Origin of the sequence: Mangrovimicrobium sediminis, from assembly GCF_004745945.1 — a bacterium.
GTDB classification, from domain to species: domain Bacteria; phylum Pseudomonadota; class Gammaproteobacteria; order Pseudomonadales; family Halieaceae; genus Mangrovimicrobium; species Mangrovimicrobium sediminis.
This window is the reverse complement of the sequence record NZ_SRLE01000005.1, coordinates 366169-379824: the sequence shown is the minus strand read 5'-3', so window position 1 is coordinate 379824 and position 13656 is coordinate 366169. Positions and strand designations below refer to the sequence as shown.

General features: G+C 67.2%; 9 protein-coding genes. 6 read left to right on the top strand and 3 right to left on the bottom strand.

All coding sequences use genetic code 11. From position 1 onward, the window contains the following. Nucleotides 1-52 precede the first annotated feature (52 nt). Nucleotides 53-1732: an HAD family hydrolase gene (locus E4634_RS06600; protein WP_135442011.1), complete on the top strand. Its 1680-nt coding sequence runs from the start codon at nucleotides 53-55 to the stop codon at nucleotides 1730-1732. A gap of 21 nt (nucleotides 1733-1753) precedes the next feature. Here the strand turns inward: E4634_RS06600 and E4634_RS06595 are convergent, their stop codons facing one another. Continuing rightward, nucleotides 1754-2197 (bottom strand): tellurite resistance TerB family protein, encoded by a 444-nt coding sequence (locus tag E4634_RS06595; protein ID WP_135442009.1) that lies wholly within the window; start codon nucleotides 2195-2197, stop codon nucleotides 1754-1756. A 256-nt stretch (nucleotides 2198-2453) separates the two neighbouring features. Here E4634_RS06595 and E4634_RS06590 point away from each other — a divergent pair, with 256 nt between their 5' ends. Then, a complete protein-coding gene (locus E4634_RS06590) occupies nucleotides 2454-3698 on the top strand; it encodes a cytochrome P450 (RefSeq protein ID WP_135442007.1) in 1245 nt (414 codons plus the stop codon). Nucleotides 3699-3705: 7 nt separating this feature from the next. Here E4634_RS06590 and E4634_RS06585 read toward each other — a convergent pair whose 3' ends face one another. Next, the gene (locus E4634_RS06585; protein WP_135442005.1) at nucleotides 3706-5994 is read right to left on the bottom strand and encodes a fatty acid cis/trans isomerase; all 2289 of its coding nucleotides are present in this window, start codon (nucleotides 5992-5994) and stop codon (nucleotides 3706-3708) included. Between the two features lie 235 nt (nucleotides 5995-6229). On the opposite strand from E4634_RS06585, the gene E4634_RS06580 reads away from it, so the two are divergent. Genes E4634_RS06580 through E4634_RS06570 form a run of 3 tightly spaced genes read left to right on the top strand, consistent with a single transcriptional unit; the run spans nucleotide 6230 to nucleotide 9998 of the window. Further along, nucleotides 6230-7795, top strand: coding sequence for a thymidine phosphorylase family protein (locus E4634_RS06580; protein WP_135442003.1), 1566 nt, complete (start codon nucleotides 6230-6232; stop codon nucleotides 7793-7795). Next, on the top strand, nucleotides 7795-8676 hold the full coding sequence (locus tag E4634_RS06575) for a ribose-phosphate diphosphokinase (protein ID WP_135442001.1): 882 nt from the start codon (nucleotides 7795-7797) through the stop codon (nucleotides 8674-8676). Before E4634_RS06580 ends, E4634_RS06575 begins: the two co-directional genes overlap by 1 nt. A 41-nt stretch (nucleotides 8677-8717) precedes the next feature. Continuing rightward, entirely contained in the window at nucleotides 8718-9998 is a 1281-nt protein-coding gene (locus tag E4634_RS06570) for a TIGR03790 family protein (protein ID WP_135441999.1), read from the top strand. Here the strand turns inward: E4634_RS06570 and E4634_RS06565 are convergent. Beyond that, nucleotides 9980-10945, bottom strand: coding sequence for a porin family protein (locus tag E4634_RS06565; RefSeq protein ID WP_135441997.1), 966 nt, complete (start codon nucleotides 10943-10945; stop codon nucleotides 9980-9982). The two genes, E4634_RS06570 and E4634_RS06565, sit on opposite strands and share 19 nt — an antisense overlap. A gap of 150 nt (nucleotides 10946-11095) precedes the next feature. Between E4634_RS06565 and E4634_RS06560 the strand changes: the two genes are divergently transcribed. Beyond that, nucleotides 11096-13651: a M1 family metallopeptidase gene (locus E4634_RS06560; RefSeq protein ID WP_135441995.1), complete on the top strand. Its 2556-nt coding sequence runs from the start codon at nucleotides 11096-11098 to the stop codon at nucleotides 13649-13651. Nucleotides 13652-13656 lie beyond the last annotated feature (5 nt).

The following is a 13656-nucleotide window of genomic DNA, read 5'->3' as shown; positions in this document are numbered from 1 at the left end:
CAAATAAGAAGACATACAAGTACCCCTACATGATACCGCATCGCGCAGTCTTATGATACCGAAATCTTTAGCGCTGCCCTGGCCGCATGCCCTGGTCTTCGACTGGCACGGCACCCTGGTAGACACGCTGGACGCCATGTACCTGGCCATCGAGGACATGCTGCCGCAGCTCGAGGCCCTCGGCCTGATGGAGCGCATGGTGCCGGAGAGCGCCGCGCGTAGCGCCGACGACGAAAAACTCATCCGCTACATCCGCATCTACCGCAAGCTGCACCCGGCGGTACTCGCCGAACGGCGCACCTCGCGCACTGAAATCTTCGACGCACTGTTTGGCGACGATGACGACGCGCGGCAGATCGCCCACCGCGCCTATAACGCGAGCTATCGCAATTTCTACGGCGAGGTCTCGCCCCTGCAGCCGGGCATCGCCGACTACCTGCAGTTGCTCCGTGAGCTGGGCATCCCGGTCGGCGTCGCCACCAACCGCAGCCGGGAATTCTTCGACAGCGAACTGGCCGTGGTCGACGACGGGCGCTGGCAGTCCCTGCTCGGCGCCTCGCGCTGCGGCGACGAGGCGACGCGCTACAAACCGGCCCCGGACCTGTTGTGGGAGTGCGCCCGCGAGCTCAGCACGAGCGCGGATAAACAGCTGTGGTATGTGGGCGACAGCGTCACCGATGTCATCACCGCGCGCCGCGCCGGGGTGACCGCCGTTTACTACAACGCGGGCCTGCAGGGCGCCGCGGAACTTGAGCGCCTGTTCGCCGCCAACGAGATGCGCGGCGGTCGCCCCGACGCCGCCGTCGACGATTTCGAGCAACTGCTGGACCTGCTCGAGTGCGCCCATCCCAGCCGCCGCCTGCCGCTGGTGCGGCCACCACGACGCCCGCCGCGCCAGCCCCCGCCGCCGCGGCAGGAGCCGGACTGGCACCCCGCTGTGGCGAGCCTGACGGCGCCCGCCATCATCCTGTTCGACTGGCATGCCACCTTAGTGGACACGCTGGACGCGATGTACCACGCCGTCGACGACCTGCTGCCGGAACTCAAGGACCTGGGCCTGATGGATGCGCTGGTCGGCCCGCAGCAGGCGAAATCGCCGGAGGACCAGCGCCTGGTGGACTACGTGCGCGAGCGGCAGAAACTGCACCCGCGGGTGAAGGCGGACCGCAAGATCTCGCGCACCGACATTTTCGAGGTACTGTTCGGCGAGGACAACGCGGCCAAGCAGGTGGCCCACGAGGCGTTCAAGCGCCACTACCGCAACTACTTCGGCAAGGCGCTGCCCTTCGAGCCCAAGGTGCGCAGCATGCTGGAGGGGCTGGCGGGACTCGGCCTCACTCTCGGCGTGATCACCAACCGCGACCGCGAGTTCTTCAACCACGAGGTGGCCAATGTGGATGGCGAGGACTGGTCTGGATTATTCGTGACCGCGGTCTGCGGCGACGACACGCAACAGCGCAAACCCCACCCGGACCAGATCCAGCTGGCGCTGCGCAATCTCGGGGCGAATGCCGGCGCCGAAGTCTGGTACGTGGGCGATTCCACCACCGACACCATCGCCGCCAAGGTCGCCGGCGTCACCAGCGTATTCTTCAACGGCGCCCAGTGGGACCTGCCCTGGCTGAACAAGATTTTTCCCGGCGACGAGCGCTATCCGCACAAGCCGGACGTGGTGGTCAACGATTTCGCGGAATTCTGGGCCCTGGTACTGGCCTGCCGCGGCCGCCGCTGAGAGCGCTTACAGCTGCAGCGATTACCCGGCACTGGCCTCGAGCTTGGCGCGGATGTAGTCCGCGTGGGGTACATAGGTGAGCTCCGCCACCTTGCGGATCAGGTGCTCTTCGTACTTGTCGAGGTCGCCATCGGCGTAGGCGACCGCCCACATCGCCTCGATCAGGCGCAGCTTCTGCCCGGCGCTGTAGTGGTCGTTGATCACCCGGGTGAATTCATACAGCGAGGTGGAGGCGTCCACCCGCGCCGCGGCGGCGGCGATCAGATCGCGTACCTTCTCCGGTGGCAGCGCCAGGACACTGCACAGCAGGACTTCCATGGTGTCGCGCTCCGCGGCGTCTTCGGCGAAATCCGCGCGCGCGGTCTCGATCAGCATGGCAGCGGCGACCAGCCGCACCTGCTGCTGGATCGCCTCCTCGCTCATCGCCGGCTCGGGGTCGAACAGGGTCTTGAGTGCGCGAATCATCGTGCCGCCGCCCTCCTCGCCGCGCTGTCTGCATCACCGTTAGCGGTCATCACTACTCCTGCCCTGACGGGACTGATTTCTGTGTCCGAACACTTTGCCAGCACGCCCGCCCCCGTGCCGGTGCGCCCAAGCTACCACAGGCGCCCGCTTGCGTCCCGGAGGCCCCGGTGCACACGTCCGGCAATCGCGGGCGCGCTCGTTTTATCGCGCTAGTTATGATAGTTTGTTTCGTATAATCATAACCGGGGCAGACGCCATGGAATCCGCCACCACCGAGCAGCCCCTCGCCGAGCTGCAACTGCCGCACCTGCCGCTGGACAGCACCGACTTCGCCGCGGACCCGATGCGCTACATTCTCGCCGCCCGCGCCACGCACCCCTGGCTGGCCACCTCGGACTTCGGCTACGTCGTCCACGAATACGCCGCCATGAAGGACCTGTTCCGCCACGAGGACGGCAACATGCGCGTGCCACTGGACGGCGTCGCCGACATCCTCGACGTGCGCGACACGCCCTGGGGCCGTTTCATGAACGAGCAGGTTCTCAACCTGCACGGACCGGCCCACCAGCAGCTGCGCGCCATCGTCGCGCCGATGTTCACACCGCGCCGGGCCAATGAGCGGCGCGAGCTGATGCGCGAAAAGATGCGCGTGCTGCTGGACGAGTGGGTGCCCAAAGGCGCCTTCGACTTCGAGGAGTTCGCCTCCTACTACCCGATCTCGGTCATGTGCGCCCTGATCGGCGCCCCGGGCGAGGTGATCCCGAAAATTCGCGACTCCCTCGAGGCGCTCGGTGTTGCCCTGTCCATGGACCCGAAAACCATTCCCTTGTTCCAGCGCGCCATGCTGCTGATGGACGAGTTCGTCATCGACCTGGTGGCGCGGCGCCGCGCCGGCGAGCGCACCACCGCGGTAGCGGACCTGCTGGACGCGCTGATCGAGGCAACCGGGCAGGGCCTGATGAGCGAGCGGCAACTCTACGACATGCTGATCAACCTGTTCGTGGCGGGCTACGACACCTCGAAGAACGTGATGACCCTGACCATGCACGCCCTGCTGCAGCGCCCGGACGTCTATGCGCAATGCGCGGAGGATCTGGAGTACTGCAAGCTGGTGATCGAGGAATCCCTGCGCTACCGCAGCTCCACTTCACTGCTGCGCGAACTGACCGCGGACGTCAGCTATCGCGACGTGCTGCTGCCGGCGGGAACGCTGCTGTGGTTTACCAACCCGGTGATCGGCCGCGATCCGGACGCCTTCCCCGACCCCGAGCGCTTCGACCCATGGCGCAAGGACCCCAATCGCCACAGTGCCTTCGGCCTGGGCGCGCATATCTGCCTCGGGCAGTTCATCGCCCGCGCGCAGATCCAGGAGGGCTTCCACCTGCTGGCCCAGCGCGTGCGCAACCCGCGCCAGACCGGGCCGGTGGGTTACCGCCCGTTCATGGGCGCAGGCGGGCTCAAGGGCCTGCCGATCGCCTTCGATCCCGCCCCCGCCGGCTAGGGGGGCGCTACTCCGGCACGTCCCTGGGTTTGCTGCCCGACTGGTAGCGGTTGTAGTCCAGCAGGCCCGCCCCGACGTCACCGTCGCGCTTGATCATGGCGTGGAACTTGTCGCTGACCCGCCAGAACCAGGGGTCGCTGCGCCCCACACCCCAGCGCTGCTGTAACCGGTAGTAGGCGTGCTCGCTGTCCAGGGCGGCTACTGCCGCGGCAAAGCGCGGTAGCTCGGCCTCGTTGACCATGAAGAAATAGTTCGGGTAGGCGCCGAGAAAGCCGGGCACGATGGTCAGCGAGTCCTCCTGCGGCAGGCGTCGCTCGGCCTCATCGAACAGCTGCGCGATATTGGAATACCCCGCGTCGCGCATGATGGTATAGACCTCGTCGCGCCGGGGACCCACGACGTTGACGTAGATCACCTGCGGCAGGAAGCTGTTGTGCACGCCGACATCGGCGACGAGGTCATCGAACAGTACGCTGGTGGTTTCGCCAGCTACCCCGTGGTAATCCCAGCGCGGGTTTTTCGCGCCGTAGATATGCCCGCGCATAGCCTCGAGAAACTCCACTTTGGGATCGTCGGTCTGGTATTCGATACCGAGGTCCTTGGCCGTCACCGCATAGTGTTCCTCCAGGTAATCGGTCACCGAGGACGGCGCGTCGCGGTACCAGTGGCGCCACAGCGCCTCGCGCTCGCCCGCCGGCATGAACATGAGGAAATTCGACTCGCCCTCCATGCGCAGGAAATCCATGTACAGGCGCGAAACCAACTGATGGGATACCGCGCCGTAGACATCGTAGTTGGCGACCAGCAGGTAGTGGATGCGCTCCAGCAGCGGGTAGCTGATCACCCACGCCGTCTTCGGCGTGGTGCCGATAAAACCTTTCTCGACGGAGGCGGAGTCGAAATGACGGAAGATGGTCAGCGCGGCGTTATCGTTGACGCCGTCGCCGTCCCAGATAGGGTGGGCATCCCTGCGCTTCACCCGCCCGGCCAGTTCGTCATGGATATACTTGGCGCGCGCGTCGGTATAAACCTTGACCTTCTTCGAGTAGCGGCGCCAGGCGACCAGGTCGATCGCCGTACCGGTGCGCACGGTCGGCAATTGCAGGTTGTCCGCCTCGCGAGAAAGAAACGCCTCATCCTGTTCGATGTCGATGATGTCCGGGTTGGCGAACATCACCCAGAAGCGATCCTCGATCACGTTGAGGGCCACCCGTCCGCGACACACCGGCCCCTTGATGAAGTTCATGATGGTGAAGCGCGCCTCGTCCAGCAGGAAGTGGTAGCGCAAGTTCGCGGGGATCGCCTCGAAGGTCTTGAACGGGTTGCTCGCCAGCGCCGGTTCATAGCCGGGCAGCGTTTCCACCGCATAGTCCGGCGCCAGGAACAGTTCGCGGTAGCGTGCCATACGCTTGTCATCAAGGCGGTAGGGCATGTGGATCTTGGCCAGGGGCGTAACCGGCAGGCGCATGAACCGGTAGTAGAAAATATCGCTGCCCGGCGCGTCGAAGGGGCGCCGCGTGGCGATGACTTTGAGCGGTTCGCCGGGCGGGGTCTTCGAGCGCACCAGGCGGAACCATGCCGGCTGCCCGGCATCGCCAAAGTACAAACTGGCCAGGAACAGGTGCTCGTAGAGGTAGCGGGCCATCAGGCGGGACTTGTTGTCAGCGGCGTTGAGGAAGCCCTCCCAGCGCTCGATCGCCCGCAGCAGTTCCGGCTCGAGATCGGGCAGGGGCACCGCGGGTGCACCGGCCTGCAGCCAGTCGTTGAGCGTGCTGTGCTCGGCGGGTTCGAGTCCCGGCAGCCCGTAGGGCATGCCCCAGTAGGGGTACTCGCTGGCGAAGCGATCGAATTCGTCAGGCTTCGGGCACTGCTGCTCGCGGTCCAGGGCAAAATCGAAGCCCTCCGGCAACGGTGCCGAAACCGGTAGCGGGTGGGCCTGCTTCAGCGCCAGCATGCGATGCATGAGTCCGAGCTCCGGCTGGTTGGGGTCCAGCACCGGGTAAAACCCCTTCTTGCGCCATTTCTCCTCGCTGTGGGCGTCGAGAAACAGGCGGGTCATGTCCGCATCCAGCAGGCGCGCCGCGTCGTATACCAGCGCCTTGCTGGCCCCGCGCTCCAGTCCGCCGCGCGCCTCCAGCTTCAGCTGGCAGGGGGCGTCGTAGCAGCCGTGGCAGACCATGCAGCGCTGCTCGATGACGCCGGCCGCGCGCACGGCGAGGCTCTCCTGCGTCAGGGCGGGCCGCGGCAGCGCAGCGGTGCCGAGCACCAGCAGCAGGGTCAGAAGTGGGCGGGACATGGCGGGTGCTCCGGCGAATCAAACAGCCTATGGTACTGGGAGTTGTAGCCCGGAGCGAGTGGGACAGTCGTAACAGCGGTTTCACCACATCGCGTCTTTCCACATCGCGTCTTTCCACATCTCGTCTTTCCACATCTCGTCTTTCCACATCTCGTCTTTCCACATCTCGTCTTGGCCCGCATCACCGCCCGCGGTTAGACTGGCGCCATCACAGGGGACGGGGTCCGCCAGCGCCGTGACAGACACACCCGATAACAACACCACCGCCGTGGGCCAGCTCGCCCTGCGCCGAATCGGCATCGACACCTACCGCGAAAACGTCGCCTACCTGCACCGCCAGTGCGCGGTGTACCGCGCCGAGGGTTTCCAGGCGCTGGCCAAGGTCGAGGTGTTGGCCGGGGACGGGCGCCGGGTGATCGCCGTGCTCAACGTGGTCGACGACGAGAGCCTGGTCGCCCCGGAGCAACTGGGCCTGTCCGAGGAGGCCTTCAACAGCCTCGGTCTCGAACCGGGAGCCGCGGTAGGCGTGCGCCACGCGGAGCCGCCGGCCTCCATGGAAGCGGTGCGGCGCAAGATCGAGGGCGAGCGGCTGAACGCCACGGAACTGCTCGGTATCGTGCGCGACATCGCGGAACACCGCTACGCGAAGATGGAGATCGCCGCCTTCCTGGTCGCCTCCGGCCAGACTGGCCTGGACCGCGACGAGGTGATGAACCTGACCCGCGCCATGGTCGCCCAGGGCGAGCGCCTGCGCTGGCAGCGCGAACTGGTGGCGGACAAGCACTGCGTCGGCGGCATCCCCGGCAATCGCACGTCGATGCTGGTGGTGCCCATCGTCGCCGCCCACGGCCTGCTCATGCCCAAGACCTCGAGCCGCGCGATCACCTCGCCGGCGGGCACCGCCGACACCATGGAGGTGCTGGCGCAGGTGGAGATGCCGCCGGCGCGGCTGCGCGAGATCGTCGATGCCGAGAACGGCGCCCTGATCTGGGGTGGCACCGCCAACCTGGCACCGGTGGACGATATCCTGATCTCCGTGGAGCGCCCGCTGGGCCTGGACTACCCCGGGCAGATGGTGGCCTCCATCCTGTCCAAGAAAATCTCCGCCGGCTCCACCCACCTGGTCATCGACATCCCGGTCGGCCCCAGCGCCAAGGTGCGCCACATGCGCGACGCCCTCGCCCTGCGCAAGCTGTTCGAATACGTGGGCGACTGCCTCGGCCTGTTCGTGCAGGTGGTGGTCACTGACGGCCGGCAGCCGGTGGGCCGCGGCATCGGCCCGGTACTCGAGGCGCGCGACGTGATGCAGGTGCTGCGCAACGAACCTGAGGCCCCCGCCGACCTGCGCCAGAAGGCCCTGCGCCTGGCCGGACGGGTCCTCGAATTCGACCCGGATGTGCGCGGCGGCGACGGCTTCGACATCGCCCGCGACATCCTCGATTCCGGCCGCGCCCTGGCCAAGATGCAGCGCCTGATCGAGGCCCAGGGCGCACAGGCCGACCCGCCACAACCCGGCGCCCTGGTGCGCGAAGTCCCGGCCCCCGCCGACGGCACCGTGATCGCCATCGACAACTACCAGGTCGCTCGGATTGCGCGCATGGCCGGCGCACCCATGGACAAGGGCGCCGGCGTCGACCTGCTGAAGAAGCTGGGCGACAAGGTGACCGCGGGAGAACCGCTGTACCGCGTGCACGCCTCCTTCCCCGCGGATTTCCGCTTCGCCTGCGCGCTGGTGGAGCAGGACAGCGGCTATCGCCTGGGCGGCGCCGACGAAGTGCCCCAACTGTTCGCCGAGTTCTGATGCTGGTCCTGGCCTTTCCCGACTCCCTGCCCCAGGCCTCCGCCCTCGCCCAGGCCCTGGCGGTCGATGTGCAGGCCATCGAGGTACACGCCTTTCCCGACGGCGAGAGCCGCCTGCGCCTGCCGCCTGAGCTGCCGTCCCGGGTAGTGCTCATGCGCAGCCTGGACCAGCCCAACACCAAACTGGTGGAGCTGCTGCTGGCGGCGGGCACCGCACGCGAACTCGGCGCCCGGCACCTTAGCCTGGTCGCACCCTACCTGTGCTACATGCGCCAGGATATCGCCTTCCAGCCCGGCGAGGCAGTCAGCCAGCGTCATGTGGGCGGCTTCCTCGCCGGCCTGTTCGACGCGGTGATTACCGTCGACCCGCACCTGCACCGGGTAAGCCGACTGCAGGAAGCTGTGCCGGCGCACACCGCCCTGGCGTTGAGCGCGGCGCCGCTGATGGGCCAGTTCCTCGCCGCGCGCGAGACGCGCCCGCTGCTGCTGGGTCCGGACGAGGAGTCAGGGCAATGGGTAGCGGCGGTAGCGGCAGCGGCCGGCCTGGACTGGCTGGTGGCCGGCAAGACCCGCAGCGGCGACCGCGAGGTCAGCATCGCGCTGCCGGCGGCGGACTACAGCGGCCGCGAGGTGGTGCTGGTGGACGACATCGCCAGCACCGGGCACACGCTGGCGCAGGCGGCACGCGCATTGTTCGCCGCCGGCGCGGCGCGCGTCGACGTGCTGGTCACCCATGCCCTGTTCGTCGGCGACGCGCTGCAGCAGCTGCGCGCGGCGGGTATCGGGGATATCTGGAGCTCCGATAGCGTCACCCACCCAAGTAATGCTTTCGGCCTAGCGCCTGCCCTGGCCGAGGCTTTGCGAGCGGAGCCGCCCAAGTGAGTCCCGGCCCTGGCCGGGGCATTGCAGGCGGAGCCGCTGGCGTGAGTTTGGACGCGCTACTGCGGGGCGTTTTCCTGGCCCTGCTGGCACTGGCCTGCACGGCGACTTTCGCCGCGGACACCCTGCCCGAGATCCTGCTGCCGCAGCAGGGAATCGGCGCGCACAACCTCGTCGTGGTGGTCAACGACCGCGACCCGCTGAGCCGGGAGATGGCCGAGTACTACCGGCTGGCCCACAGCATTCCCGCGGAAAACATGGTGTATATCGAGTTCGAACCCGACCGTCCGGCAATGAGCGCCGGGGAGTTCGCGGTGCTCAAGCGCGTGGTGGAGTCGAAGATCCCGCCGCAGACCGAAGCCTACCTGCTGGCCTGGGCCGAACCCTACAAGGTCGGCTGCATGTCCATCAGTTCCGCCTTCGCCTTCGGCTTCAACCGCCGCTACTGCGCCAGCGGCTGCGAGAACACCGCGCTCAGTCGTTATGCCCTCGGCGCCAGCCTCACCCCCGCGGAGGATTTCGACATGCGCCCGACCATGCTGCTGGGCGCCCAGAGTGTCGACGAGGCGCGCGCGCTGATCGAGCGCGGCAGTGCGGCTCGCGGCCGGTTCGCGGCCTACAGCACGGCGCCGCCCGCTGCCTACCTGGTGGAGACACCGGACCGCTCGCGCAACGTGCGCCGGGTGTACTTCAGCGAGGCGGTGCACCGTTTCGGCGAACGCCTGGACATACACACACCGCGCACCGAGGCGGTAGAGGGCGCCGATAACATCCTGTTCTATTTCACCGGCGCGCGCTTTGTGAAAGGCATCGCCAGCAACCGCTACCTGCCGGGGGCGGTCGCCGACCACCTCACCTCCACCGGCGGCATGCTCACCGACAGCCGCCAGATGAGCGCCGCCCAATGGTTGCGCGCCGGCGCCACCGGCAGCTACGGCACGGTGGTGGAGCCGTGCAACATCCTCTCCAAATTTCCGAATCCCACGCGCATGATCGAGCAGTACCTGGCCGGCCGCACGCTCATCGAAGCCTACTGGAAAAGCGTGGCCATGCCCGGCCAGGGCGTATTCATCGGCGACCCGCTGGCGGCGCCCTACACCGGCTACCGGATCGAGGACCGCGGCGACATGCTGCGCGTACATAGCGCGCAACTCGCGCGCGGCCGCTACCAGCTGTTCGCGGCACCATCAAGAAACGGACCGTTCAGGCCGGTAGGTGGGGAGATCGAGGTGACCGGGTCGCCACAGAGTTTTCCGCTGCTGCCGCCCTACGCGGCGGTGTACAAACTGGAGCCGGTAGCGGCGGCTCAGCCGCCGAAATCGTAGCGGGTGCGGAGCATCCAGGCGGCCTCTTCCTGGGCCGGCTGCAGTCCGTAGCTGAAGCTCAGTTCCCAGCTGGGCTGCGGCGAAAAGGTCAGTTCACCGCCGCCGAACAACTCGCGCGAGTCATCCAGCGACTGTTCCAGCGCATTCAGGCGCAGCCCGAGCGAGAGCAACGGCGAGGGCGACCAGGCCAGTGACGTGCCATAGCGCTCCTGCTGCGAGGACTCGGTGACGGCCTCCAGCACTTTCTGGTTTTCCTGCACCGCGGCCGAGAGCTGCAGTTCCAGTGATTCGCTGAAGCGATAGGTGGATACCAGCGTGTAGCTCTCGACGTTGCGGGTGAACGCGCTGCCATCGTCGAAAATGTCGGCGTTGCTGTAGCGGCCCGACCAGGACAGGTCCCGCGCCCAGGGCAGGCTGCCTTCCAGTTGCACGGAGTAACCGGAGTAAGTGCTCTCCACCGCATTCTCCGCCGGCTTCTCCAGGCGGTACTCGTAGCCGAGATCGATACGCGCGAGGCCGTCGATGGACGCGGAGAGCACCGGCGCCAGCCGCGAGCGGTAGCTGTCGCCGCCGGCCACACGCAGACCGTCGGCGTTCACGCCCAGTTGCACGCCGAGCATCTGGTCCAGCGCCTGGCTGTGCAGGCGCGCACGCAGCTGCTCGGAAACACCATTGCGCGCCTCGACCATGTTGCGGTCGACGCGGCTTTGCAGGGTGTAGGCGGTATCCAGCTGGAACAGGCCGCTGTCCAGCGCGAGGTTCAGCGCCGAGGCCACGCGCGCCTCGCGAATGCGCTGCTGCCGGTCGGGAACGACGTGGGTGGCAAACAGGGTGGAGTCGGCGGAGATGGCGAATTCCGTCCACTCGGGGGTCGCCGCCGCGGCGCCGCTGAAGGCACACGCCAACGGAATGAGCTTGCAGGCCAGATTATGCGCCCCGAACGTCACTGTTCAGCCCCTCTCCCCTGGGTCCCGGTAAAAATCACCGATGACGATTCAGTATAAGGAGCAGGCACCCGATTACCAGAAATAATACCAATTTTGCTAAGCTGGTCCGGTTTTTGGGCGGCACAGCGCCGCGCCGGCCGGATACCACCTATGTATGAACGCTTCACACGCCTTTGCGCCACTGCGCTGCTGGCCCTCGGCCTCGGCGCCTGCGAGCGCCCCGACCCGGTGGTAGAACCCGGCGTCGCGCAGTCCCTCGCCCAGGCCCGCGCCGAGGTACTCTCCGCCGTGGCCTATCGCATTGCACTGCGCGTACCCGCGGATGCCGGCACGGCGATCACTGGCGACATGCGCATCGAGTTCGAGCTGGCCGAGGTGCGCGAGCCGCTGCAGCTGGATTTCCGCGAGAAAGCGGACAAGCTGTTAGCGGTGATGGTGAACGACGCTCCCTCCAACTACCGTTTCGACGCCGAACACCTGGTAATTCCCGCCGCGGAACTGGAGCGCGGCGCCAACCGCATCGACATTCGCTTCGAGGCCGGCGACAGCTCGCTCAACCGCAACCCGGACTACCTCTACACCCTGTTCGTACCGGACCGCGCGCGCACCGCCTTCCCGCTGTTCGACCAGCCGGACATCAAGGCCACCTGGGAACTCTCCCTCGAACTGCCCGCGCAGTGGACCGCCCTGGCCAACGCCCCGCTGGCCAGCGAGCGCCGCGACGGGAAGCGCAGGCAGATGCAGTTCGCGCGCACGGCGCCGCTCAGCTCCTACCTGTTCGCCTTCGTCGCCGGGCGCTTCGAGCGCGTGACGCGCGAGGTGGACGGGCGCGAGATCGTGCTCCTGCACCGCGAGCCGGACGCCGCGCGCCTGGCGCGTAACCTCGACGCCATCTTCGAACTGCACGGCGCGGCGCTGGCCTGGCTGGAGGACTACACCGCCATCGACTACCCCTTCGCCCAGTTCGGCCTGGCCCTGGTGCCCGCCTTCCAGTACGGCGGCATGGAGCACGTGGGCAACATCCTGTACCGCGCCGACAGCCTGCTACTGGACGAGGCGCCCTCGGATGAAGAACTGCTCGGCCGCGCCTCGCTGATCGCCCACGAGACCGCCCATATGTGGTTCGGCGACCTGGTCACCATGCGCTGGTTCGACGACGTCTGGACCAAGGAAGTGTTCGCGAATTTCATGGCCGCGAAGATCGTCAACCCGGGCTTCCCGGACATCGACCATGCGCTGAACTTCCTGGTTCGCCACTACCCCGGCGCCTACTCGGTGGACCGCACCGCCGGCGCCAACCCGATCCGCCAGCCGCTGCCCAACCTGAACCAGGCCGGGCAGTTGTACGGCGACATCATCTACGACAAGGCGCCGATCATGATGCGCCAGCTGGAAGACATCCTCGGCGCCGAGGCACTGCGCGACGGGCTGCGCGAGTACCTGCGCGAGTACGCCTTCGGCAATGCGACCTGGCCAGCGCTTATCGCCATTCTCGACCGGCGCAGCGAACGCGACCTGGCCGCCTGGAGCGAGGTCTGGGTGAACAGCGCGGGGCGACCGCAGTTCCAGCTCGAGCGCGACGCGCGCGGCGCACAGCTACTGCAGGTCGATCCCGACGGCCGCGGGCGCAGCTGGCCGCAATCCTTCACCCTGTTGTCGATGGGCGATGGCAGCTTCACGACGCAGGCGCTGACCGTGGACGGTCCGCGCACCGCCCTGCAGCCGCCGCTGCCCGCGGCGCCGGGCGAGCTGCTGTTCAACGCCGACGGCCGCGGCTACGGGCTGTTTCCCGCCAGCGCGGACAGCCTGCGCCACTGGGCATCGCTGGAGCCACTGGCGCGCGGCTCCCTGCTGGTCAACCTCTACGAACAGCTGCTGACCGGCGCCGGTCCCACGCCGACGCGTTATTTCAAAGCGCTGGGCGAGCTCATCGCGCGCGAAGACAACCAACTGGTGCTCGGCCTCGCGCTGTCCCAGCTGCGCCGTATCTACTGGACGCTGCTGCCGGAAAATGAGCGCGAAGCCAGTGCCGCGGCGCTGGAACACACACTGTGGCAGAGCATGCTGGCGCGGGACGAACCCGGGCTGCGCAAGCTGTACTTCGACAGTTTCGCGGACATTGCGCAGACGCCCGAGGCCCTCTTGCGCCTGCAGGACGTGTGGTCCGGCGAGCGCCAGATCGAGGGCCTGCCGCTGTCCGAGCGCTATCGCATCAAGCTCGCCCAGTGGCTGGCGATCAAGCTGCCGCGACAGTCGGCGGCGATTATCGCCGCACAACTGGCTCACACAGAGAATCCCGACGAAACGCGCCGCCTGCAGTTCCTGGCGGATTCGCTGTCGCCGGACCCGGCGGTGCGCGATGCGTTTTTCGCCAGCCTCGCCGGCGAGGAGATGCGCACCACCGAGTCCTGGGTGCTGGATGCGCTGGCCAACCTGCACCACCCGCTGCGGGTGGCGGAGTCGGAAAAATACATCCGCGCCAGCCTGGACCTGCTCGCCGAGATCCAGGCCACCGGCGATATCTTCTTCCCCAAGCGCTGGCTGGATGCCACCCTAGCCAATCACCACAGCGCGACAGCCGCCGCGACGGTCACCGCGTTCCTCGAGGCACACCCCGATTACAACCGCCAGCTGCGCCTGAAGATATTGCAGTCCGCGGACCCACTGTGGCGGGCGCAGCGCCTGCGCGCGACACCCCAACCCTGAGCCGG

Bases quoted from the DNA above. Each gene is read 5' to 3' on its own strand.
- E4634_RS06600 (WP_135442011.1), top strand. From the start codon at position 53: ATGATACCGAAATCTTTAGCGCTGCCCTGGCCGCATGCCCTGGTCTTC.
- E4634_RS06595 (WP_135442009.1), bottom strand. From the start codon at position 2,197: ATGATTCGCGCACTCAAGACCCTGTTCGACCCCGAGCCGGCGATGAGC.
- E4634_RS06590 (WP_135442007.1), top strand. From the start codon at position 2,454: ATGGAATCCGCCACCACCGAGCAGCCCCTCGCCGAGCTGCAACTGCCG.
- E4634_RS06585 (WP_135442005.1), bottom strand. From the start codon at position 5,994: ATGTCCCGCCCACTTCTGACCCTGCTGCTGGTGCTCGGCACCGCTGCG.
- E4634_RS06575 (WP_135442001.1), top strand. From the start codon at position 7,795: ATGCTGGTCCTGGCCTTTCCCGACTCCCTGCCCCAGGCCTCCGCCCTC.
- E4634_RS06560 (WP_135441995.1), top strand. From the start codon at position 11,096: ATGTATGAACGCTTCACACGCCTTTGCGCCACTGCGCTGCTGGCCCTC.